Source organism: Wukongibacter baidiensis (assembly GCF_050888315.1).
In the GTDB taxonomy this organism is placed as follows: domain Bacteria; phylum Bacillota; class Clostridia; order Peptostreptococcales; family Caminicellaceae; genus Wukongibacter; species Wukongibacter baidiensis.
The window spans coordinates 1,222,617-1,244,473 of the sequence record NZ_CP138202.1; the positions used below are offsets into that span (position 1 = coordinate 1,222,617).

Here is a 21,857-nt window from a genome sequence, read left to right on the forward strand (position 1 = left end):
AATATTATTCTCCCTTCAAATTCCTGACTATCTAGTTTATGCTACACAATATTCTACAAGTGTGTGTTTATCTTCTCTGATCCATTGAATTTATAGCATATCTTTATTTTTCCATCGTCAGCTATGACTATCTTATCCATAAACCTATTTAAAACCTCACGGATTATATACTTAAATTCTACCTTTTCTTCTATAGATACTTTTAATCTATTTAAAAGTACTTCATCTAGTTCTGCTCTAATACCTATCTGTCTTTCTTTTAATCTATCTAATTCTTTTTCCTTAGATTGTGTTATAAGCTTCTTGTCTCTGTAATTACCAGCATTCACACTATTTTATCTTTTTTAACTGTACACAGCACTCCACATGAGGTGTATGCGGAAACATATCTACGCATCGAACCTTCTCTGTTACATATCCTGCTTCTTTAATCTGCTTTAAATTTTCCGCAAGTGTCTTTGGATTACAGGATACATATATAATTTCTTTAGGTTCAAATCTCAAAATTTTATCTAGCGCCTTTGGATGCACTCCTACCCTTGGTGGGTCTATAATTATTATATCTGGCTTTTCATTTATCTCGTCAATCTCTTTTAGTACATCGCCAGCAATAAAATGACAGTTATTTAGACCGTTCATTTCAGCATTTTCATTCGCAGCTTTTACGGCTTCTTCAACAATTTCTATCCCTATTACCTTTTTAGCTTTTTGAGCAGCAATTTGTCCTATTGTTCCTGTTCCAGAATATAAATCAAATACGGTTTTGTTATCTGAATCCTCAATAAAATCTAAGGCTGTTTGATATAGGAGTTCTGCTCCTAGTGTATTTGTTTGGAAGAATGAAAAGGGAGATATTTTAAATCTCAGACCGAGAAGCTCGTCGTAGAAATAATCTTGTCCCCAAAGTATCTTCATTTCCTCACATTTTACAGCATCAGCCAGATTGTCATTATGTATATGGATAATCCCTTTTATCTCTCCCTTAAGTTTAAGTCCAAGGATCATCTCTACATAATCAGTTAAATCAGGACATAGTTGGGTTGAAGTTACTAAAACAACTAGCATTTCCCCAGTATTTAATCCCTTTCTAACTATTAGATGCCTTAAATATCCCTTATGGATTTTATTAATATAATGTGGTATATTTCTTTTTCTGAAATATTCTAAGTTCGACTTTAGAATATTATTGAAATCATCATCTACAAGCTTACATTTATCTACGGTTACTACAGAATTAAATTGTCCTCTTTTATGCATCCCAAGGGTCGTCTCTCCCCCCTTAGCTTCATCTCCAAAGGAGTACTCCATCTTATTTCTGTAACCATAAATTTCAGGGCTTCTCACAGTATCTAGTAGCTCGTAATCCTTTATTCCCGCTTCGTCAATAAGTTTTTTGACTAGATCTGTCTTTATTTGTACCTGTGTCTCATAGGGAACAGTTTGTCTAGCACAACCTCCGCAAAGTCCGAAATGATCACAGAAGGATTCCGACTCATAGTGAGCTGTTCCTACTACTTCCACTAACTTACCTTCTGCATATTCTTTACGGTTTTTCTTTATTCTAACCTTTACTTTTTGCCCCTTCAAAGCATTCTTTACATATATCTTCTTTCCATCAAGTTCTCCTATTCCCTTTGCTGGAAATTCCATATCCTTTATTTCAACTTCTACCAGTTGTCCTCTTTTCAATTTTTCACACTCCTTGAGTTAGTTAAGCTTCACACTTACAATTAATCTCTACATTATTTTTCTCCTTATGATATAATATACCCTAAATCCAATTTAGTAAAGGTCCAAATAAAAACTCATTGGTATAGAACCACTTCATTTGTGTCAATTTTTAGCATCAAAAAACGCCGGCTAGTATCCGGCGTTCTTCTCTTCTTTAAGCAATATTTATATAGTTATCAATGTAATTTTCAGCCAACTCACATATTTCTTCTTTATAAGGTATTGATAGTTCATCTGATATTGCAACAACCCTCATACCAGCACGTTTTGCAGCCAGAACTCCTGCATAAGTATCTTCAAATACAATACATTCATCAGGTTTAACATTTAAATCCTCTGCCGCCTTCAGGAAAACATCTGGATGGGGCTTCCCTTTCTCTACCTCACAAGAGGTTCTAATAGTATCAAAGTGCTTATAGATATCATGCTTTTTTAATACTTCTATGGCTAGTTCTCTAGAATTACTTGTTCCCAAGCCTAGTTTTATTTCTCTAGATTTTATCATCTCGATAAATTCCCTTACTCCACCTTTCAAGTCAATTCTATTGCGATAGAAATCAGATGCCATCTCATTCCATTCTTCTTTAATTTCTTCGATTGTATCAGTTAGATTAAAGGTTTCTTTAAAGTATATTGCTGTTTCTGTGAAGCTCTTTCCCTCAATTGCTTTTTGAAGATCTTCTGGTAGTTCATGGCCTCTCTTAGCGAGATATTCAATATCTATTGCCTTCCATATCCACATGGAATCCACAAGGGTCCCATCTAAATCAAATATTACTGCCTTTATATCTTTTAACATGTCAGCCTCCTAAAATAATCTATAAAATAAACTTCATTAAGTGCTCTTTAATGTAAAAATATAAACTCAATGGGCATCTTACCTCTTCGTTTTGGTCAGATTTCTGTTTGAGGAACGACGCAATAAAATAGAGTGGGAACTAATCCCGACTCTATTTTATTTTATTACTATCTTAACTTTTAGTCAAATTAGTGAATTGCATAATTATCATCTAAAGAGGCTTTTATGCTATCTAGTCTAAAAGTCCCTATTGTCTAACTTTTCTGCCCGTTTTTGAGCCTTTTCTAATAATGATTTCTTATTTACGATAATTCTTTCATGAGATCCTCTTCCAATGATACCAATTTCATCATAGGCTGTCATCTTAAGGTTTATTCTGTTTCCATCAAACTTTTCTATCTCTACATTTACACTAATAGTTTCCCCTAGTACCGTTGTTTTTTCATGAACTACTTCTGCTTTTTTGCCGACAGTAATAAATCCTTCAGGGAGTTTATCATCTAATAGTTTAGCTGAGGCCTCGATCATAAGTGCTACAAGGCTTGGTGTAGCAAAAAGCTTCTCTAATTTTCCGCTACCATAGTTTAAAGCCGTATCTTCTTTTTGTACTGTTCTTTGAACAGTGATATTACTTCCAACTTCAACCTTCGGAACATTTAACATGGTTTCATCTCCCTTCTCCTCTATATATTATATTTATACCTTTACCCCCTATGATTATTCAAAATTTTTCTATTTTAATAGATTTGTTAGTTTTTTCTTATGTTTATACAATAGAAACTCAGGAGCATCGAACTACTTCGTTTTGGTCAGATTGCTCTTCGAGAAATGACCTCAATAACAAAACCTATGGAGTTTACTTTCCCATAGGTTTTAGATTCTATATTTTAGTCAAACAGTATATATTTGCTGATTGTAAAAGTTATTACATTATCCTTATTATAACTATACTTACTGTAACCTCATATCCTTATCATATAGTACTTTGGATTCAACATAATATTCGTTGAGTTTCCTCAAGTTTCCTATCCATAGGTATACCACGTATGGTATAAATACGAAAAAGGCATATGAGATCTGCGCCATTAATATGAAATTGAAGCCTCCGTGAAGTAATGCTGGAACATACCAAGATTTTCTAAGATATTTTTTTCTCTCACCTTCATCCTTTGCAAATTTTGCAAGTGAAAGATAATATCCCATAGTAGTTCCAAAAAGCATATGGGCTGGCACAGAGAATATTCCTCTATATATTCCTATTGTAGGGTTCGCAGAAAATCTAAATACAACATACATTATATTTTCAATAGTTGCAAAACCTAGTGCTGAAAAAATTGCATATATAATCCCATCAAGTTTTTCGTCAAAGGCTTTGCTCCTGAAGGCTGTTAATAGTACAACTCCTCTTTTGAAGAATTCTTCTGTTAGACCTGCCACAATGAAAGCTGTAAAGGCAGCACTTAGCAATCCTCCAAAGACATTAAAGCCTAATAAAAATCTTTCTACTAAGGCAGTGGGAATTACGGATAAACATCCAAGAACAAATACCTTTAATAACAAAGATAAGGGTTCTTTATCATATCTATCGGTAAAATAAACTGCCATAGCAAGAGCAATTCCAGGTGTTATTGCAATAACAAATAATCTAGTGTTCATTTTAAGCACCCTTTCAATACACTATAAGATTATTATTTGTAGAAGAATCTTTTTTATCGCTCCATTTTTTTCTAAAAAGCTATTTATCAAAACTTAAACTATTAACTTTTTAATATAACTATGCGAATCATTATTATAGTGTTTGTTGGGATATAAGGATTGATATCCAAAATGCGTCATTATATAAAATCAATTTTTGAGGTAAATTATTATAAAGGAAGTGATTGTGTAATGATCAATACTGACAAATTAATTAATACCAGTGAAATAGTTTATAGAGATTTGTTTAGTTCAAGTAGTAACAAAAAAGATACGTCAATACACGAAAAAAGTAATCTTATCAAATTATCTCAATTAATTAATACTAGCGAAATAATCTATGAGGATATGTTAAGTTTCTAAAAGCTCTATTAAACCCAGATTATCTTAGGAGTGATATTATGAAAAGCAAAGAGAAGTTCATAAACGCGTATGAAATATATTATAAAGACATGTTAAACTCAAACATTAATGCTAATCATAGAGCAATATCTGAAAAGAAGAATAAAGAAGTTTTAGAAAAAGATACCTTTAAAAACAAAACTAATCACTTTAATCCTTCTTAAAAAGATTGATTAAAATCAACAGAGGGTGTCTCAGAGTGAGAAATTTCTATTTTATTGAAATTTACTCATTCTGAAACACCCCGTTTTTTATGATACATAGGAAACTATAAATATTTCTGATTTATATAATCATCTATTAGAGATTTTCTTATACCTTCGTCAAAGACACCCTCACTTCTTAATCTTTCTAGCATTGATTCGCTCTTCGAATGTAGAATAACATCTTGAAAGTCATATAGGACTATTTCATAGAGCTTATCCTTCAATGCCTTTGATCTTACTTTTATAAAATATGCTTCAACATTTTCAAAATCTAAGTGTTCGAGAAGTCTTATTGTTGACCAATCCTTCTGATTATAGTAATGTGCTGCTTTTGCACTATATTTACGAGCAACTTGTGGATGCTTGTTAATAAGTTTTCTATCCTTTGATTTCATATAACAATATTTCGCTAGCATATTATAATATTGATAATTGTAAATCCCTTTTTCAAATGAATCTATTTTATTTTTAAATGGTTGTAGCTTCAGTTTCTGAATAAAATGGTAGTGCTCCTCAAGAAATTCCCTTTTAGTTATGTCTCCGTTTTTAAATTGAAGTATTAAAGAATTTCTATGTTCGAAAAACTTATCAAAAACATTTTCAGGCATTTTATATTTTAACATTATTACACCCAATCTAGATCTAATTTATGAATATAGAGTTCTTATGAATCTCTATGTTAAAAATGTTTACCATTTTCATAATATCTATTTTTTTCAAATACAGTAAAGGTCATATCTAAATCTTTTACACCTATTTCATTAACATACTTTGTTATTATCTCAGCTACTCTATCTTGAACTTCTTGGCCCCTATCAAACCAAGCAACTTCGATAAATGGATAGGTTTCAACTATCTCCCCATCTAATATAGAAGTGGTACTAATACATTCTATAGTGAAATAATCTCTAGGGCAACCTACAATTTCTGTTAATTCATCTATTAGTTCTTTGCTTATCTTCTTTAGTTCATTAACTCCTATACCTCTTACTTTAAGCTGAGGCATTGTCTATCCCTCCTTTTAATCCTATGTAAGTTTCTAGTCTAGTATTTTTATTGGATTAAAATCAATAAAATCACATGATGCCAAGCTATATTCAATACCATTATGGATTCCCTTCAATCCCATCTTAAATGAATCTTTACCATGTAAATGACCATATATTACTTTCTCTACATTATATTCTTCATATATTTCTATAAATCCTGACCTTTGAAATTTTTCATTGGTAGGAGGATAGTGGGTCATAACAATAAATTTACTAAATCCATCTTTTTGGGCAGATTGTAAAGATAATCTTAGCCTATGAAGTTCCCTCTCATAGACTTTTTCGTCGTGATCATCAAATTTTACTTGATTTGGACAGTTCCATCCCCGCGTACCACATATAGCATAATCATCATATATATAATAATTATTCTGCAAAAATTGCATATTGTCAAATAAATTGTTCATTTTTGATAGAGAACCCCACCAATAGTCATGATTTCCACGTAATAATATCTTTCTGCCCGGCAAAGAATTTATCCAACCTAGGTCTGTCATAGCATCTTTTAGTCTCATAGCCCATGATATATCCCCAGGAATTAATACGGTATCATTATCCCTTATTTTTTCCATCCAATTTGTCTTTATTTTCTCGTCATGACGAATCCATAGATCGCCAAATACGTCCATTGGTTTATCAGTTTCAAAGCTTAAATGTAAATCTGCTATTCCATATAACGACATTTTATCACCAGCAATCTCTTCTTTGTTTCCAAATATTTTTCATATCAATATTGCTTAAAGAAGTTACTATCTTCTCTCTTATATCAGGATAATCCTTTTCTAATGAATTAACTAACTCCTTTGTTCCTTGCCTACTTGTACATCCATCTTTAGGACATTTTGATTTAATCACAGGTAACTCTAAAATCTCAGTTACCTTTATTATTTTTTGCTCTTTAACATATACTAAAGGCCTTATTGTGTAGATATTCTTTTCTTTTTCATATACCTTTGGCTGAAATGTTCCTAGCTTACCATTGTAGAGCATATTCATAAAAAAAGTCTCAACTGCATCATCCATATGATGTCCTAAAGCTATTTTGGATATGTGCATTTTTTGTGCTAGTCTGCCAAGAGCTCCTCGTCTCAGCCTGGCACAAAGATAACATGGATTTTTTTTACCTTCAAAGTCTAGTTGCCCTACTATATTCGTTTCTTCAATGTGAAACTTAATATTCTTATTTTCACAAAATTTCTTTAAAGGTTCTATATCCATACCAAAACCACAGTCTAAATGCACCCCTATTACTTCAAAGCTTTTATGGGAATATTTGCTCAGCAAGTCAAGGGCAAATAACAATAGGGTACTATCTTTCCCTCCTGACAACCCAACAATTACCTTCTCATTCTCTTTAATCATATTATAATCATCTATAGCTCTTCTTATATCATTCAAAAACAATTTATTATACCATTTTTTCATGAGTAAAGCTCCTCACCAATGATTATAGTTCTATTTAATCAAATGCTTGATATCTTTGTATTGCATATTTTATAGATTCTGATAGTTTCTGAAGCTCTTCCAAAGTTCCATTTATCCATATCTTATCAAATTTACTTTGAAACTCCCTTGCCTCTTCTTTATAGCCAAATAGATTTAAAAGTTGTATATTGTTTGAGATTTCGTAAACACTGCTTGATTTTTCTTCAAATAGCTTTTGTGCATTTATTATCTCATTCCTAATTGTATACATTTCTTTATCTAATTGATGCGCTGCTTCTGAAGCTTTTCTAAGTCTATCTCTTACCTCTTCAGGAATGTTCTTTTTATATTTATAATTTAGTGAATGTTCCACCGTGGCCCAGAAATTCATTGCTAATGTACGTATCTGAATCTCTGCAAGTATTTTCTTCTCACCTAGGGCAGTTTGTACTGGATATCTAATGATAACATGATAACTCCTATATCCACTTTCCTTATAATTTTTTATATAGTCCTTTTCATAAACAATATCTAAATCTTTCCCACTTCGTCTTCTAATTAACTCTACGACCTCATAAATATCATCTACAAATTGACACATTATCCTAATTCCTGCTATATCTTCAATTTCTTCTTCTATTTTATCCTCGGTAATATTTCTTCTACTAGCCTTTTCTAATATACTTGATATTTTCTTTACTCTACCAGTTACAAACTCAATAGGAGAGTACTCATTCATATCTCTAAATTCATTTCTAATAGATTTAAACTTTACCTTAAGCTCCTCAACAGCTTGTGTATAGGGCAATAGGATTCGTTTCCAATGTTTTATTCTTTGCAATTATACCACCCCGATTTCAAAACTTCTATGTTATTAATTATTTAGTTTTCTAGAAATCCTTATCTATTTTATTAGTATACATAGGAACTCTTCAAAGGACTCAAAGCTTTGAAAAATATAATCTGGTTCATAGCTCTTTAATTCATCATAGCTATACCCACCTGTTGCAACAGCAACAGATTTTATTCCCAAAATCTTTCCACATTCAATATCTAGCGGTGTATCACCAATAACATAGGTTTTATTGTTTGAAAAATCTATATCATAAAAAGCTTCAGATTCACTAATAGCCCTTTTTATAATTTGCCACCTCTGTACATCTTCGTCACCAAAACCACCAATTTTAAAATACTTATCTAATTGTAAATGTGACAGCTTAAGTCTTGCACCTCTCTCACAATTACCAGTCCCTAGGACATGAAATATATTCGCATTGTTAGCGGTTTTTTCTAATATTTCATTAATCCCTGGCAAAACCTTTGACGAAGTATTGCCTTTTAGTCCTTCTTTTAACATTTCCTCATATTTATCTAAAAATCTAGTAAAATTAGTATCACATATTTTATTTATTTCAAAGGCCTGCTTAACTATTTGTGAATCTAATCTACCTGCCATACTAACATCTTTGAAGCCGTCTTCCACACTAAAAAGATGCAGAAAAGCCTCATTCATGGCATTTCTTCCTGAGCCTTTGCTATCTATCAAGGTTCCATCTATATCCCAGATTAATAGAATATTATCCATAGGTACCCCCTCTTATGTTTCAATTATCACAATATCTATGCTATTTATAAACTTAATAGCTTTACTTGAATCTCTATAATACTATATCATATTTTGGTTTGTTTGTTCTATATCTTTATATCTTTATATCTTTATATCTTTATGGCTTGTTTTTTTATTCAACAAACTTCCTGACTGCTTTACCATTTAGGTAGTCGCATTCTTTTCCTTGATAGGTATCTAACTCTTCTAGTCTCTCATCAATCATGTCTCTAATACGCCACCAACTCATATCCCAGTTACAAAATAAAGTACTTTCCTTAGGGGCTCTTCCTGCTAATCTCTGTATTACAGCTTCACTACGAAGATAACTTATAAAGGTTACTACCCTATCAACATATTCCTCTACAGATATGATGGAAATTTCTCTTCCGTTATACATTCTTCCTAGCTCAGTTTTTTCTAATATGTATAGTGAATGAAGCTTAACCTGATTTATACCTAATGCTGATACTATCTTTGCAGCTTCAATGATATCTTCCATATCGTCCCAAGGGAAATTTAATATCAAGTGACAGCAGCTTTCAAAATTATAGGAATTTATTTTTATCATGGCATCTATAAATTCAGCTAATGTATGACCCCTTTTTATTTTTTTCAGGGTCTTATAATTAACACTCTGAAGTCCCATCTCAACTGTGATTTCTACACCATACTTTTTTCTAACATTATCTAAGATTTCAAGATAGCTATTGTTAATACAATCAGGCCTTGTGGATATACATATCTCTACTATGTCATCTACTGATGCAGCTTCTTCAACATACTCTTTAAAAGAACTCACAGGCATATATGTATTTGTAAAGTTTTGAAAATATGCAATGTATTTTTTAGCTTTATACTTCTTACCTATATATTCAATATTTTTATTTACTTGTTCCTTTACGGATAATGTATTCTCTAAGCTTTCAAATCCGGTTCCAATATCTCCACAAAATATACAACCTCCTGTCCCACATTCTCCGTCTCTATTTGGACAGGTTATCGGAAGATTTATAGGAATTTTATAAACTTTCTCTCCATATTTTTCTTTAAGATATTTTGAATATACTCTATATCTATCTTTCTTTTCTTCCATATCTTCTACCCTTCCCTATGCTTTATTTTCTATCTTAGTATATCATGAATAAAAAATTTTATCATTGGTATAGAAATCGCAATAACTCTTTTAAAATTTGATTCCTTAAATATCCTTAAAACTCTGGCTATTCAAGAAATCAAAGTATAGATTTATAAGTACGTTCTATATAGATAAAAGACTCAATATATAAAAATTAAGGGAATTTTATCATCCAAGATCATAAAATTCCCTTAGTCTATTTATTTATAGTCATAACACCTTGAAACTTTAAAGTATCCTTATTTTATTCATATCTTAATGCATCAATAGGCTTTAGCTTCGCAGCCTTATTTGCAGGATATATACCGAATATTATCCCTATACCTACTGAAAATGTAAATGCAATCAACATTACTTTAAGGTTTAATACTGGTTTTAATGGAGAGAATTTTCCTATTAAGAAGTTCGCCATTATGCCTAAGCCTATTCCTAATATCCCCCCTGTACCGCTCACTACACCGGATTCTATTAGGAACTGTATTAATATGTTTTTTCTTTGAGCTCCTAATGCCTTTCTTATTCCTATTTCTCTAGTTCTTTCAGTCACTGACACAAACATTATGTTCATAATCCCTATACCACCAACTAATAAAGAGATTCCTGCTATACCTCCGAGCATAAGAGAAAAAGTTCGCGTCATTTCTTTTACCTGCTTCATCTCTTTCTCTGGTGTATAGACGTAAAACTGGTCATTAAACGAATAGGCTCCGAACCCTCCCGTTGATCCATCTTCCCCGGATTCCTTATCTTTCTTAGTATTGTAGAATTTCTTCAAAGCTCCTTCAATTTCTTGTGAAAGAGGAATAACTTTTTCTTTATCATTTACCTTAATATGGACCTTACCTACTGATTTTACGCCAAAGCTTCTTTGAACTGTTGTTATTGGTGTTAATAATTCTTCTCTAAGCCTCTCATACATGGAGACCTCTCTATTGGCTATTACACCTACAACCCTATAATCATTTCCATCTATTTTTATATCTTTTCCAATAGGGTCTTGACCCTTGAAAAATGTTTCAGCAGCTTTTTCATTTATTACAACTACTTTTTTGCGATAATCCACATCTAAGGCTGCTATCAATCTTCCACTTTTAAGCTTCGCATTAATCATACTTGCATAAGCCTGGTCGACACCCTTAAGTGAAATATTCTTTTCAACTTTTTCATACTTAGCCTGTGGCTGTTGATCTAAAATCGGTGATACATTTTTTATATCCAACTTCTTATAAAAGTCTAGGATTTCATTATAATCCATTTGCTTTGCTTCATCATTTGGAAACATTTCAACCTTAATAAGGTTTGTCTCCTTTGATATTGCTTTCGTTATATTGGCGGACGCACCTTCACCTAGGGATACTAGAACAATTATGGAAAAAACCCCTATTATTACCCCTAACATAGTTAGTATAGACCTTAGTTTATTTGCTATTATTTCCTTTATCGATAACTTGAGAATCGTAGTTATATTCATAATCGGCTCCCTTCTACTCTATTTAGTCCTTTATAATCTGCCCATCGCTTATTCTAATGATTCTACTAGCTAACTTAGCTATATCATTATCATGGGTAATTAGCACAAGAGGAGTTCCTGATTTATTAAGGTCTAATAAAATATTCATAGTATCTTCCGTAGATTTACTGTCTAAGTTTCCAGTAGGTTCATCGGCTAGTATTAAAGGCGGTTTTCCTGCGATAGCCCTAGCTATTGCTACCCTTTGCTGCTGTCCTCCTGATAATTCTGTTGGTTTGTGATCTTGTCTATCACTTAATCCAACCATTTCCAGTGACTCTAATACACGCCTTTTTCGTTCTTTCTTCTCCATTCCTTTATATAGAAGTGGCAGTTCCACATTTTCATACGCACTCATCTTACTAAGTAGGTTAAATTTCTGAAATATGAACCCAAGCTTTTCGTTTCTTATCACGGCTAATTCCTTTTCTGTATAGGAGTTTATATCCTTAGAGTCTAAAAAATACTCTCCAGATGTACATGTATCTAGACATCCTATTATATTCATAAGAGTTGACTTACCTGAACCACTTGCTCCTATTATAGATATAAACTCTCCCTTTTCCACCGTTAGTGAGATTCCTTTTAAAACTTCTACTTTTAGGGCTCCAGTTTCATAGGTCTTCCTTATATCCCTCATTTCAATAATTGGTTTATTCATTTAAAATCCCACTCCCTCAAATTCACCTTCGCCGTTTTGACTATCTGCATAGCTAGATTTTTTTACCACAGAGTCTCCCTCTTTCAGACCTGAGATAATTTCAGCATAGTTATTGGACACCAATCCTACTTCAACATCAACCCTATTTACTTCTTCATCTTGTCCTTTTACGTTAACAAAGTACTTACCATCTTCTTTTTCCACACACTCAATAGGAACTCTCAATACATTTTTCTGTGAAGCCAATACAATTTTCGCATTAGCATTCATTCCGATTCTCAGATTCCTTGCTTGGTCTGACTCTTCTATTCTTATGGTAGTTTTATATTTAGTTATACCATTTTGTATATCACCTATTTGAGCGATTTTACTAACCTTTCCTTTAAGTTCTGCTCCTTCAACGGCTGAAACCTTAATAAAAGCCTCCTGCCCTTCTTTAACCTTAAGAATATTTAATTCATCCACTGGTATTGTAATTTCTAAATTATCTAAGTCTGCAATTTTAGCTACAACCTTATCGGATGCAATGTTTTCTCCTTCTACTACATCGATTTTTACTACAGTTCCAGAAATAGGTGCCAACACAATATTATTAAGCTCCCTTTTACTATTACTATCTTCCAACTTGATTTTCTTGTTGGCAAGACGCTTTTCTTTAATTTCTATACTCTTCATATAATCTTCATTGACTATTTTTGCAATTACTTCACCCTTATTTACTTTTTGACCACTTTTTACATAAACTTCTTTTATTTCTCCATCCATTTCAAACTTTACTTTTTCTTCGTCATTCCACTTCAATTCTACAATCTTATTAACATAACTTATTCCCCAATCAAATACTAATCCAACCTGAGCTTTTAGTCCCTCAACTAAAGCACCTTTATTCTCTATCTCAATAGTTACATTTCCTAGTAATTCTCCATTTTTTGTTCCATATGCTTCAGTATTAATATTTGTAACTTTCCCTTCTAACTTCTGGAGATTTCCCTTAAGTAATATTTCAGCTTTTTGACCTATAAAAGCTTTTTCAGCCATCTTTTTATTAAATGGTGCAATAACTTTGAGTGTACCCTTATCTATAATATCTACAAAATCTTCCCCTTTAGAAACATCATCGTTTTTTTCATGGTTAACCTCACCAACTACTCCTGTAAAGGGAGCTCTTACAGTAAGTTTTTCTAAATCTTCCTTTAAGTTTCTTAATTCATTTTCTTCTTCATAGATTTGTAAATTACTTTCCATGATACTATCATTATCTTCGTCCTTTATACTTCTGAGTTCTATTATTCTGTCACCTTTATTTACCTTCTGACCTTCCTGAGATAAAACCTCTACAATTGTTCCAGCCTTTCTATTTGTCAATTCCTTAATTAACTTTGACTGTATATTTCCACTTCCCGATATACTCATCTCAATATCGCCTTTTTGTACTGCAACTGTCTCTTGCATTTCATTTACTGATTCAATTGAACTACTTGTGTTTCTTTTAAAATAAAAAAAAGCTCCTATTGTTACCACAACTATAATTGGTATGATAATTTTTAAATATTTTTTCTGCATCACTTTCTACTCCTTACTTTCAATATTTATTTTTAATTTTATAAATACATTATACAGCCCTACTCTTACATGAAACTTAAATGAATCTTAAATCCATCTTAAATATTATAAACTTTGCTATATTAACAAAAAAAGTAGAGAAGCAGTTTAAGTTAAACTGCTTCTCTACTTCTTTTATGATTTTTATGGAGCAGGAACTAGTAATTCTTGTCCTGTGATAATTAAGCTTGGATTTTTTAGCTTATTGTATTCAGCAAGCCTTTGCCATGTTAATCCAAACTTCTTAGCGATCTTCCATAGTACATCGCCTTCTTTTACAACGTATTTACCAACCTTCATTTCTGGTGTATCAGCTTTTACTTCTGGAACCTCTACCTTAGGCTCAGGTTTAACTACTTCAGTCTTAGGCGCTTCCACTTCTACCTGTGGACTATGAACCTTAACTCTACCTTCAACCTTAGCATCTTCTGTTCCATATTTTTGAATATGCTCTATTAATACTTCATCAAGACCAGGATATTCTCCTAGAATCTTGTCGTCTGCAAACATCTTATATCCATCTCCACCTGCAGCTAGGAAGTCATTTGTAACAAATTTATAGGTTTTTTCTAGATCTAGAGGATTCTCTCCAACCATAACCTTAACCAATCTGCTTCCAGCTTCTTTAGATGGATCAAATTCGAATGTCATACCTGCTACATGTGGGAATGCTCCCTTTGCTTCTGGATAAGAATCTATTCCATGCTCTAATGCAGCCCATACATCTGATCCCTTCATTTCTTTAACAACAACGTAATTACCAAATGGCAACACTGTAATAACTTCTCCCTTAGTTATTTCACCTGGTGCTATAGATGCTCTAATTCCACCACCATTTGTGAAGGCAATATCGGCTTCCGTTAATTTAAGCATTGCAGAAGCGATAAGGTTACCAAGGTTTGTTTCTCCAGTTCTTACATCTGCTCTTTCACCGTCTAAGTGAATATCTGTTTTACCAACAACAACTGAAGTTACTTTTTCATTTTCAGCTTTAATGTCGGCAACAACAGCTACTAAAGCTTCATCTTCAGCTAATTCTGCTGCTTCTTCCTTAGTCAATAAGGATGCAGCAACTGATTTTATTTTTCCATCTTCATATACTAAATCAACTATTCCTAAATTCTTATCGTATTCTCCAGCTTGAACTATTAAGGTATCATTCACCTTCTTACCTTCTGGAAGAGTTGTATGGCTGTGACCATCAACCATAATGTCAATGCCTTTTACCTCTTCAGCTACTTGAACACTTGTAATTGAACTACTTTCATCTACTCCTAGATGAGCTAAAGCTACAATAATATCTGTCTTATCTTCTAACTCTTTAACCATTTCCTTAGCAACAGCTATAGGATCATTGAATTTTATTCCTTCAACGTTCTTTGGATGAGTCATATATGTAGTATCTGGAGTAGCTAATCCGAAGATACCTACCTTTAATCCGCCTACTTCTTTAATGATGTATGGCTTTAGTAGAGCCTTTCCATCTTCCTTAATAACATTTGATGCTAGAATTGGGAAGTCTGTCATTTCCTCTAATTCTACTAATCTCTCCTGACCATAGTTGAAGTCGTGGTTACCTGTAACCATAGCGTCATAACCTATAGTATTCATAACCTTAACAATACTTTCACCCTTTACTATCGAAGCAATAGTTTGTCCATGGAAAGTATCACCGGCATCTACAACTAGAACATTTGGATTTTCTTCTCTTAGTTCTTTAATCTTCGTTGCAATCTTTGCAAATCCCATACCAGCATATTTACCAGCTTCAACTCTAGCATGGGTATCATTTGTATGAACTATAGTTAATGGTGTGTAATCAATTTTAAATTCATCAAGTTTATCCTGAGGAATCTTACCTTCTTTAATTAAATCATATATGTTTAATGATTTAACATTTGGAGTTCTTCCATCCTTTGATTTCGGTACTTCTATTTTCCCTTCCTTAACAAGCTCTAGGATTGTGGCTCTAAGAGGATGGTTTAGATCTGCACCTATAATTTCCCAGTTATTATCAACCTTAGGTTCTATAGTTCCCTTTTCCTTGATGTAATCCTTAATATAGCTTCTTAATGTAACAGGATCAGAGTTGAAATACGCCTCTCCACTGATGATTCCTTTACTCTTTAATCCACTATATCTATAATCATTTATTGCTAGCTTATACTTCTTTTCATCATCTATTGGCTTTCCTTTAAAGGTTAAATCAACTATTCTCTCGCCTGCAGGCTTACTAATATCAACTTTATATTCTACTCCTGCAAACATATCATAGTTATATCCTCTAATTTCAGGATTAAAGCTAACAGTAACATCGCCTGGTCTATATGTATTATAGTAGCTTGCTGACCATTCCATATAGTCCTTAAGCTCTTTTCCTGTTACTTCTACGCCAACTAGCTTATTTGCGTATTTATAGATATCAAATACGTTAGCAAAGTTTATATCTCCCTTTGGCAGATTTGATCCTGACTTAAATAGTGCAGCTGCTGCAATCTCAGCTTCAGTATACTTTAATTGCACCTCGTTAATCAAATCTATTACAGCTGTATCTCTTATTTGAGCCTCAGGAATTCCTGGAACCTCACTTGCTGGATGGAAATCATCAGCCGCTTTTCCAATAGGATCTTTAATAAATTCCAATGTTGCCTCATGATAAGGCTTTGCATGTTCTACAGCCTCTGCTGATGCTTCGTAGTCAGCTATATTTAAAAAGCTAACCTTTTTATCTGCTACAGACCATGTGTCTCCATCCTTTTGTAAATTAATATCAAATCTTACAACTTCACTGGATTGACCATATTTAGCAACTGGAGCACCAACTAAAACTCCATTTACAGTCTCATTTACATTACTATGATCATGTCCTAATAGTAAAGTAGCAATTTCTGGAGCCGCAAGAGCTATGTTCTTTGCGGAATCGCTTCCATCAGCCTCATGTCTACCTTCTAAGCCTGCATGGGCAGTAGCCACAATTACGTCTACGCCTTCTTTTTCCTTAAGAATTTTAACATACTTTTTAGCTTCTTCTGCCATATGTTTAAATTCTAAGCTTTCAACCTTTGGCCCATCCCATCTCGGTATACTTGGTACAGTAAGTCCAAGGATTCCTACCTTAACTCCAGCAACTTCCTTAACGATGTATGGCTTAACAAAGTGAGAGCCATCTTCTTTTTTATAGGTATTTGCTGAAATAATAGGGAATTTAGCTTCCTTTACCATTTTGTCTATTAATGGTAATCCAAAGTTAAATTCATGATTTCCAAGGGTCATTGCATCATATCCAACGAAATTCATCATGTCAATCATTGGTTGAGGCTTACTAAGGTCAGCATTATATAAATCATCAGTCATAATACTTCCTTGTACAGTATCCCCATTGTCAATAACCAAGGTGTTTGGATTTTCAGCCTTCACTTGCTTTACAATGCTATGAATTTTAGCAAGTCCAATACTTCCATAATCTTTGCCGCTTTCATAAGACCAACTGTTCACAGCGCCGTGCATATCACTTGTTCCTAGAACTGTGATTGTAACGGTCTCATTGCCTTCGGCATTTGAGAAGAATGGGTTTGCAAATAGTGCCGTAAAAACCAGCATAAATGCAAGTAAAAAACTGAGTCTTTTCATTCTCTTCATCTTCTTTCCTCCCTATTTAAAATATTGTGCATATATAATATTCTTTATATTCATGCAATTTCCCTTCTATTTTTTTCACATTTTCCTATATTTATCTTCATAAAACAGATTATTATTCTATTTCATAAAATTGTAATTGATTTTTTCCTAAAAATATCCATATAAAAAAAAACAAGTGTCTCACGACACTTGTTTCTCTAATTTAAACTGCCTTTTCATTAACTTCTTCGATAGGCACAATATCAACTATGATATTTTTATTTACATTCTTCTTAAATCTTTCAATCATATTTTGTTGAGCAGTCTTCTCTAAGGATTCACCCATAACAACTACTTCAACATTGTGTTTTTGAGCAAATTTGAATAATGTATCAGCAATATCTGTTGCTTTTATAACTGTTAAATCGGCTCCATATGATTTTGAAGTGTCAAATAAGTACTCTAAAGCATCTGACTCCTTTAACTTTCCAAAATACTTCCATCCTTCTTTTACAACATGGATTACATGAAGCTCACCATTAAATTTTTCCTTAATTTCTGCACCCCTCTTAATAAGCCTTTCACATGATTTTTGTTGAGTTACACAAACCATTATGTCTTTTCTTTTTTTCATATTATACCCCTCTCGCGGTAGATAACCGTTTAATTGGGTTAAGCTCATCCCTAAAGATTTATCCCTATATATATATTATACTATAATTTTCTATGGTTTAAACATCTTTTACATTTTGTTAAGTTTATATAATATTATATGACTGAAGCCAATAAAAGGATCTCCTCATTATCGTTGTAAATCTTATCAAACTGCGTTATCGGTAAAGGATTCTTGCCCTTACCAGCTTCTATAGTATATCCAGGTCTTCTGTATTCTTTAATAAACCAGTCCTTCATTCCAGCGTATGCCCCTATTCCAAATATCTGAGCCAGCCTATATCCGCTTACATCTGCAAACCTCTGTCCTATTGTTCTTGCTTCAGGTGGTTGTAGATCCTCAAACTCCCAAAATATAACTTCACCTTGGGTATGATATGCTAGAACCAACCTAAAATTGTGGTTTTTAACAAATTCGGTTACTGCCTCGGTTTCTGGTTCAGAAAGCGGGAACGGCCCTCCATATCGTGTTGGTCCTGGTCCAGTTATTCCCATCTCTATTGCTCTATCTTTGGACTCCTGCCACCTAGCAGGATAGTTATGATTTAGGTCTACACCTTTGTTATTAGCCTGCCATACTTTAGAAAAATCAGTACTTCCATTGTTCCATTCAATAAGTTCATTATAATATGGATTGGTAGGACTAAGACCATTTAGTACTAAATCTATACCATCTGGGTTTACCATAGGCATTATATATATACTGCTTTCATTCCAAATTTTATTAAGATCGTATCCTCTGATATTTTTTCCTTCAGTATAATTTTTTAAAAAGTTTTCTGTAAATTTCATTAAAAGTGGTGAAGTAATCCACTCTAAGCCATGGTGGGCTCCATTATAGAAAACTTGATTTGGTCCTTTTCCAAGCTTAATATAGTATAAGTTTCTTCCCAATACACTTTGCCCTGCTACCCCCACCTCTATAAATGGATATCTTACCTTCAAACCTTCTATATCTCTTTTCATTATATCGTAAGTATAATCTATGTCAGTATCAACTATATCAATTCCATATGGTACAACTATTCTTTGGCCTACCTGAAGCTGATAGGGATTTATACCAGGATTTGCGGTAGTTATTTTTTTTACAGTGGTATAATAATCTTTTGCTATCTGCCATAATGTATCACCTGGCTGAACATAGTATATATCATATCCCCTTAATAGAATGTTCAAAACTCCATAGGTTTGAGGGCCGATTATACCATCTGCATCTAAATTATTGTTTTTTTGAAAGGCTATAACTGCATCCTTTGTTTTCTGTCCGTAATAACCATCTATGGGTCCAGGATTATATCCAATTTTTTTAAGTAGGGATTGAATTTCCATAACATCTGTTCCCTGTGAACCTAACTTTAAAACTCTCAAGTAAATTACCTCCTAAAAAAGTTGCCTTAATATCATCATATACACTTAATATATATTATGTGTTACGCTTTCTTTTGTTTCAATGTTTCAAAACAATAGTGCATGGATTAGGTGTTTTTTTATTAGTCTTATATGATATACTAAGTAAATGGGAATACTAGCTGATATTATGAAGTTCTCGTATGGATAAAAAAAGTACATAAAAATAAGGGACTGTACGTCCCTAAGTTTTTTTAATATTGGAGGTAATTAGTACTATGGAGAGATATACTAAAGTTATTGAGCTCATGGGCTCCTACTATACGAAGGAGTATAGGAAAAAGAAAAAACATAAAAACAAAGTTAGAGAAATTAAGGAAGATACCGTAAGAAAGTTCTTTCTACAGGGTAAGGCTGAAGTATTGGTTATAATGGAGGAAAGCGAAAAGGAGATATTGCTTGACTTTACCAGCGATACAGAGGACATAAAAAAATATCTAGGTAAGTCATTTCTTGATTAAAAGGTCTCTCGGGCTTCAATCTTAATTAATATATTTTCACACAAAAAGAGTAAAGCGGTAATTCTAGTATAATTACCCTTTACTCTTAATTATTTCTATTAAGCAAATGTAACTAATAAACTAGGTACTCACTGTCTAAGCTTGAACTAGGTATTTATGTAAATCTTCATGTATCTGATCTTTAGTACAACTCATTGTCATGAAGAAATCGATTTCATACTTAGTAGACATTCTATCTAATTTTTCTAATAGCTTTGGTACGTCTTCCACCGATGTATCCATTACCTTTAACAGACCATCAATAAATATCTTTTTAATATCATAATCGTTTGAAATAATTCCACATAGGAATCCAAAAAACTCATCTTCATTCTTTATAGGATATTCATCCATGCTTATAAATCTTAAATCATGCTTAAGATCATACATATGTCTCTTATCATCATCAACAAATATTATATTACCCTTAGCTTTCTTTAGTTCCTCATTTGCTAACTTTATTATCCTCTTTGTTTTCCCAGCACCCTTTGGACCAATTAATAAACTTATCATGTTAATCTCCTCCCTTAATTTTAATAGAGAAAGAACCTTCAGCATAAGAATATTCTAAATATTCTTATATAACTAATTCTACGATTTTCGCTAAATTCCTCCAAAAACAATAATTTAATTTTCAGCCTTAATATTCGGTATTTTTTTCTTCTCTATGAAGCTTTTCCTTAGCTGTCCACAGGCAGCCTCTATATCACTGCCGAGTTCTCTTCGTATAGTCGCATCAATTCCATTTTGCTTAAGAATTTTTTGAAAATCATATGCCGTTTCCCTTGCTGAACCTTTCAACTTCCTCTCTTCAACCTCATTTAGAGGAATAAGGTTCACATGGCAAAGCATACCCTTAAGTTTTTTAGCAAGTTCTATAGCATGTTCCTTCTTATCATTTACCCCCCTTATTAAAGAATATTCAAAAGTTATTCTACGATTAGTCTTTTTTGTATAATTTTTACACGTTTCTAAAAGTTTTTCGATATTGTAGACTTTGTTTACTGGCATAATTTTATTTCTTAGTTCATCGTTTGGAGCATGAAGAGAGATAGCCAAGGTTACTTGAAGATTTTTTTCAGCCAAATCTATTAGTTTAGGGACAATTCCACATGTTGATAATGTAATGTTTCTCATGCCTATATTTAATCCTAACTGATCATTAACTATACTTAGGAACTTTATAACCTCTTCGTAATTATCAAAGGGTTCTCCACTTCCCATAAGGACAATGTTAGATATCCTCTCTCCAATATCCTTCTGAACTTCTAATACTTGCCCTATTATTTCTCCACAGGTCAAGTTTCTAACAACACCATCAATTGTAGATGCACAGAAGGTACAACCCATTTTACAGCCTACCTGAGTAGAAACACAAATCGTATTTCCGTGCTTGTACTTCATCAAAACACTTTCGATTATATTTCCGTCATTAAGAAGTAGCAGGTATTTTCTTGTTCCGTCCAGCTTCGACTTTAATACCTTTAATATATCCATATTTTTAATGTATGATACCTGTCTAAGGCTACTTTTAAAGCCCTTTGATAAGTTTGACATCTCATCAATGTCATCAATACCTTTGTAAATCCAACTAAATATTTGCTTACCTCTAAATTTCTTGTCCCCAAGTTCAATAGATAAGTCTTCTAGCTCTTTAATGCTACAACTTCTAAGCTCAACCTTTTTATTCATAAAATATTTCACCTGTCCTTAAAAGTATTAATACCCAAAATTTTACTATACTAATCTATAAATTTCATAATTTTGATAATTTTATAAATTTAATTCCAATTTAATTTGCTCAAAGAAAATTATTCCCATCTGAGAGATTTTAAT

At 32.7% G+C, this 21,857-nt stretch carries 22 protein-coding genes; 2 read left to right on the plus strand and 20 right to left on the minus strand.

Annotated elements, in window-relative coordinates; translation table 11 throughout:
• Positions 1-53: 53 nt before the first annotated feature.
• The 5 genes from R9X47_RS05820 to R9X47_RS05840 form a co-directional block, all read right to left on the minus strand.
• Complete coding sequence (locus R9X47_RS05820; protein WP_432665791.1) at positions 54-329, minus strand: hypothetical protein; 276 nt, start codon at positions 327-329, stop codon at positions 54-56.
• 1 nt (position 330) lies between these two features.
• Positions 331-1,689, minus strand: coding sequence for a 23S rRNA (uracil(1939)-C(5))-methyltransferase RlmD (gene rlmD / locus R9X47_RS05825; RefSeq protein WP_432665792.1), 1,359 nt, complete (start codon positions 1,687-1,689; stop codon positions 331-333).
• A gap of 196 nt (positions 1,690-1,885) precedes the next feature.
• Positions 1,886-2,530 (minus strand): HAD family hydrolase, encoded by a 645-nt coding sequence (locus R9X47_RS05830; protein ID WP_432665793.1) that lies wholly within the window; start codon positions 2,528-2,530, stop codon positions 1,886-1,888.
• Between the two features lie 237 nt (positions 2,531-2,767).
• The gene (locus tag R9X47_RS05835) at positions 2,768-3,193 is read right to left on the minus strand and encodes a thioesterase family protein (RefSeq protein WP_432665794.1); all 426 of its coding nucleotides are present in this window, start codon (positions 3,191-3,193) and stop codon (positions 2,768-2,770) included.
• 288 nt (positions 3,194-3,481) lie between these two features.
• Entirely contained in the window at positions 3,482-4,186 is a 705-nt protein-coding gene (locus tag R9X47_RS05840; protein WP_432665795.1) for a PrsW family intramembrane metalloprotease, read from the minus strand.
• A 440-nt stretch (positions 4,187-4,626) separates the two neighbouring features.
• On the opposite strand from R9X47_RS05840, the gene R9X47_RS05845 reads away from it, so the two are divergent.
• Positions 4,627-4,791: a hypothetical protein gene (locus tag R9X47_RS05845; protein ID WP_432665796.1), complete on the plus strand. Its 165-nt coding sequence runs from the start codon at positions 4,627-4,629 to the stop codon at positions 4,789-4,791.
• 104 nt (positions 4,792-4,895) lie between these two features.
• Here the strand turns inward: R9X47_RS05845 and R9X47_RS05850 are convergent, their stop codons facing one another.
• The 13 genes from R9X47_RS05850 to R9X47_RS05910 form a co-directional block, all read right to left on the minus strand.
• Positions 4,896-5,456, minus strand: a complete 561-nt coding sequence (locus R9X47_RS05850) for a DUF6648 family protein (RefSeq protein WP_432665797.1) — start codon at positions 5,454-5,456, stop codon at positions 4,896-4,898.
• A gap of 56 nt (positions 5,457-5,512) precedes the next feature.
• Positions 5,513-5,839: a DUF1904 domain-containing protein gene (locus R9X47_RS05855; protein WP_432665798.1), complete on the minus strand. Its 327-nt coding sequence runs from the start codon at positions 5,837-5,839 to the stop codon at positions 5,513-5,515.
• Between the two features lie 33 nt (positions 5,840-5,872).
• Positions 5,873-6,565: a metallophosphoesterase gene (locus R9X47_RS05860; protein ID WP_432665799.1), complete on the minus strand. Its 693-nt coding sequence runs from the start codon at positions 6,563-6,565 to the stop codon at positions 5,873-5,875.
• A 4-nt stretch (positions 6,566-6,569) separates the two neighbouring features.
• The gene (locus R9X47_RS05865; protein ID WP_432665800.1) at positions 6,570-7,307 is read right to left on the minus strand and encodes a tRNA 2-thiocytidine biosynthesis TtcA family protein; all 738 of its coding nucleotides are present in this window, start codon (positions 7,305-7,307) and stop codon (positions 6,570-6,572) included.
• A 34-nt stretch (positions 7,308-7,341) separates the two neighbouring features.
• Positions 7,342-8,148, minus strand: coding sequence for a GTP pyrophosphokinase (locus R9X47_RS05870; RefSeq protein WP_432665801.1), 807 nt, complete (start codon positions 8,146-8,148; stop codon positions 7,342-7,344).
• 63 nt (positions 8,149-8,211) lie between these two features.
• Positions 8,212-8,892 (minus strand): HAD family hydrolase, encoded by a 681-nt coding sequence (locus tag R9X47_RS05875; protein ID WP_432665802.1) that lies wholly within the window; start codon positions 8,890-8,892, stop codon positions 8,212-8,214.
• A gap of 154 nt (positions 8,893-9,046) precedes the next feature.
• Complete coding sequence (locus R9X47_RS05880; protein WP_432665803.1) at positions 9,047-10,009, minus strand: TIGR01212 family radical SAM protein; 963 nt, start codon at positions 10,007-10,009, stop codon at positions 9,047-9,049.
• Positions 10,010-10,295: 286 nt separating this feature from the next.
• Complete coding sequence (locus R9X47_RS05885) at positions 10,296-11,522, minus strand: ABC transporter permease (protein WP_432665804.1); 1,227 nt, start codon at positions 11,520-11,522, stop codon at positions 10,296-10,298.
• Positions 11,523-11,544: 22 nt separating this feature from the next.
• Entirely contained in the window at positions 11,545-12,210 is a 666-nt protein-coding gene (locus tag R9X47_RS05890) for an ABC transporter ATP-binding protein (RefSeq protein WP_432667588.1), read from the minus strand.
• A 12-nt stretch (positions 12,211-12,222) separates the two neighbouring features.
• On the minus strand, positions 12,223-13,785 hold the full coding sequence (locus R9X47_RS05895) for an HlyD family efflux transporter periplasmic adaptor subunit (protein WP_432665805.1): 1,563 nt from the start codon (positions 13,783-13,785) through the stop codon (positions 12,223-12,225).
• Between the two features lie 183 nt (positions 13,786-13,968).
• Positions 13,969-17,463, minus strand: a complete 3,495-nt coding sequence (locus R9X47_RS05900; RefSeq protein WP_432665806.1) for a 5'-nucleotidase C-terminal domain-containing protein — start codon at positions 17,461-17,463, stop codon at positions 13,969-13,971.
• Positions 17,464-17,665: 202 nt separating this feature from the next.
• Positions 17,666-18,076 (minus strand): universal stress protein, encoded by a 411-nt coding sequence (locus tag R9X47_RS05905; RefSeq protein ID WP_432665807.1) that lies wholly within the window; start codon positions 18,074-18,076, stop codon positions 17,666-17,668.
• A 134-nt stretch (positions 18,077-18,210) separates the two neighbouring features.
• Positions 18,211-19,482 carry a M14 family metallopeptidase gene (locus R9X47_RS05910; RefSeq protein WP_432665808.1) on the minus strand — a complete coding sequence of 424 codons (1,272 nt, stop codon included), beginning with the start codon at positions 19,480-19,482 and terminating at the stop codon, positions 18,211-18,213.
• 257 nt (positions 19,483-19,739) lie between these two features.
• Here R9X47_RS05910 and R9X47_RS05915 point away from each other — a divergent pair, with 257 nt between their 5' ends.
• Positions 19,740-19,982: a hypothetical protein gene (locus R9X47_RS05915; protein WP_432665809.1), complete on the plus strand. Its 243-nt coding sequence runs from the start codon at positions 19,740-19,742 to the stop codon at positions 19,980-19,982.
• Between the two features lie 135 nt (positions 19,983-20,117).
• Here the strand turns inward: R9X47_RS05915 and R9X47_RS05920 are convergent, their stop codons facing one another.
• Both R9X47_RS05920 and rlmN read right to left on the minus strand, forming a co-directional pair.
• Positions 20,118-20,534: an ATP-binding protein gene (locus R9X47_RS05920; protein WP_432665810.1), complete on the minus strand. Its 417-nt coding sequence runs from the start codon at positions 20,532-20,534 to the stop codon at positions 20,118-20,120.
• Between the two features lie 114 nt (positions 20,535-20,648).
• The gene (gene rlmN, locus R9X47_RS05925) at positions 20,649-21,713 is read right to left on the minus strand and encodes a 23S rRNA (adenine(2503)-C(2))-methyltransferase RlmN (RefSeq protein ID WP_432665811.1); all 1,065 of its coding nucleotides are present in this window, start codon (positions 21,711-21,713) and stop codon (positions 20,649-20,651) included.
• Positions 21,714-21,857: the final 144 nt, after the last annotated feature.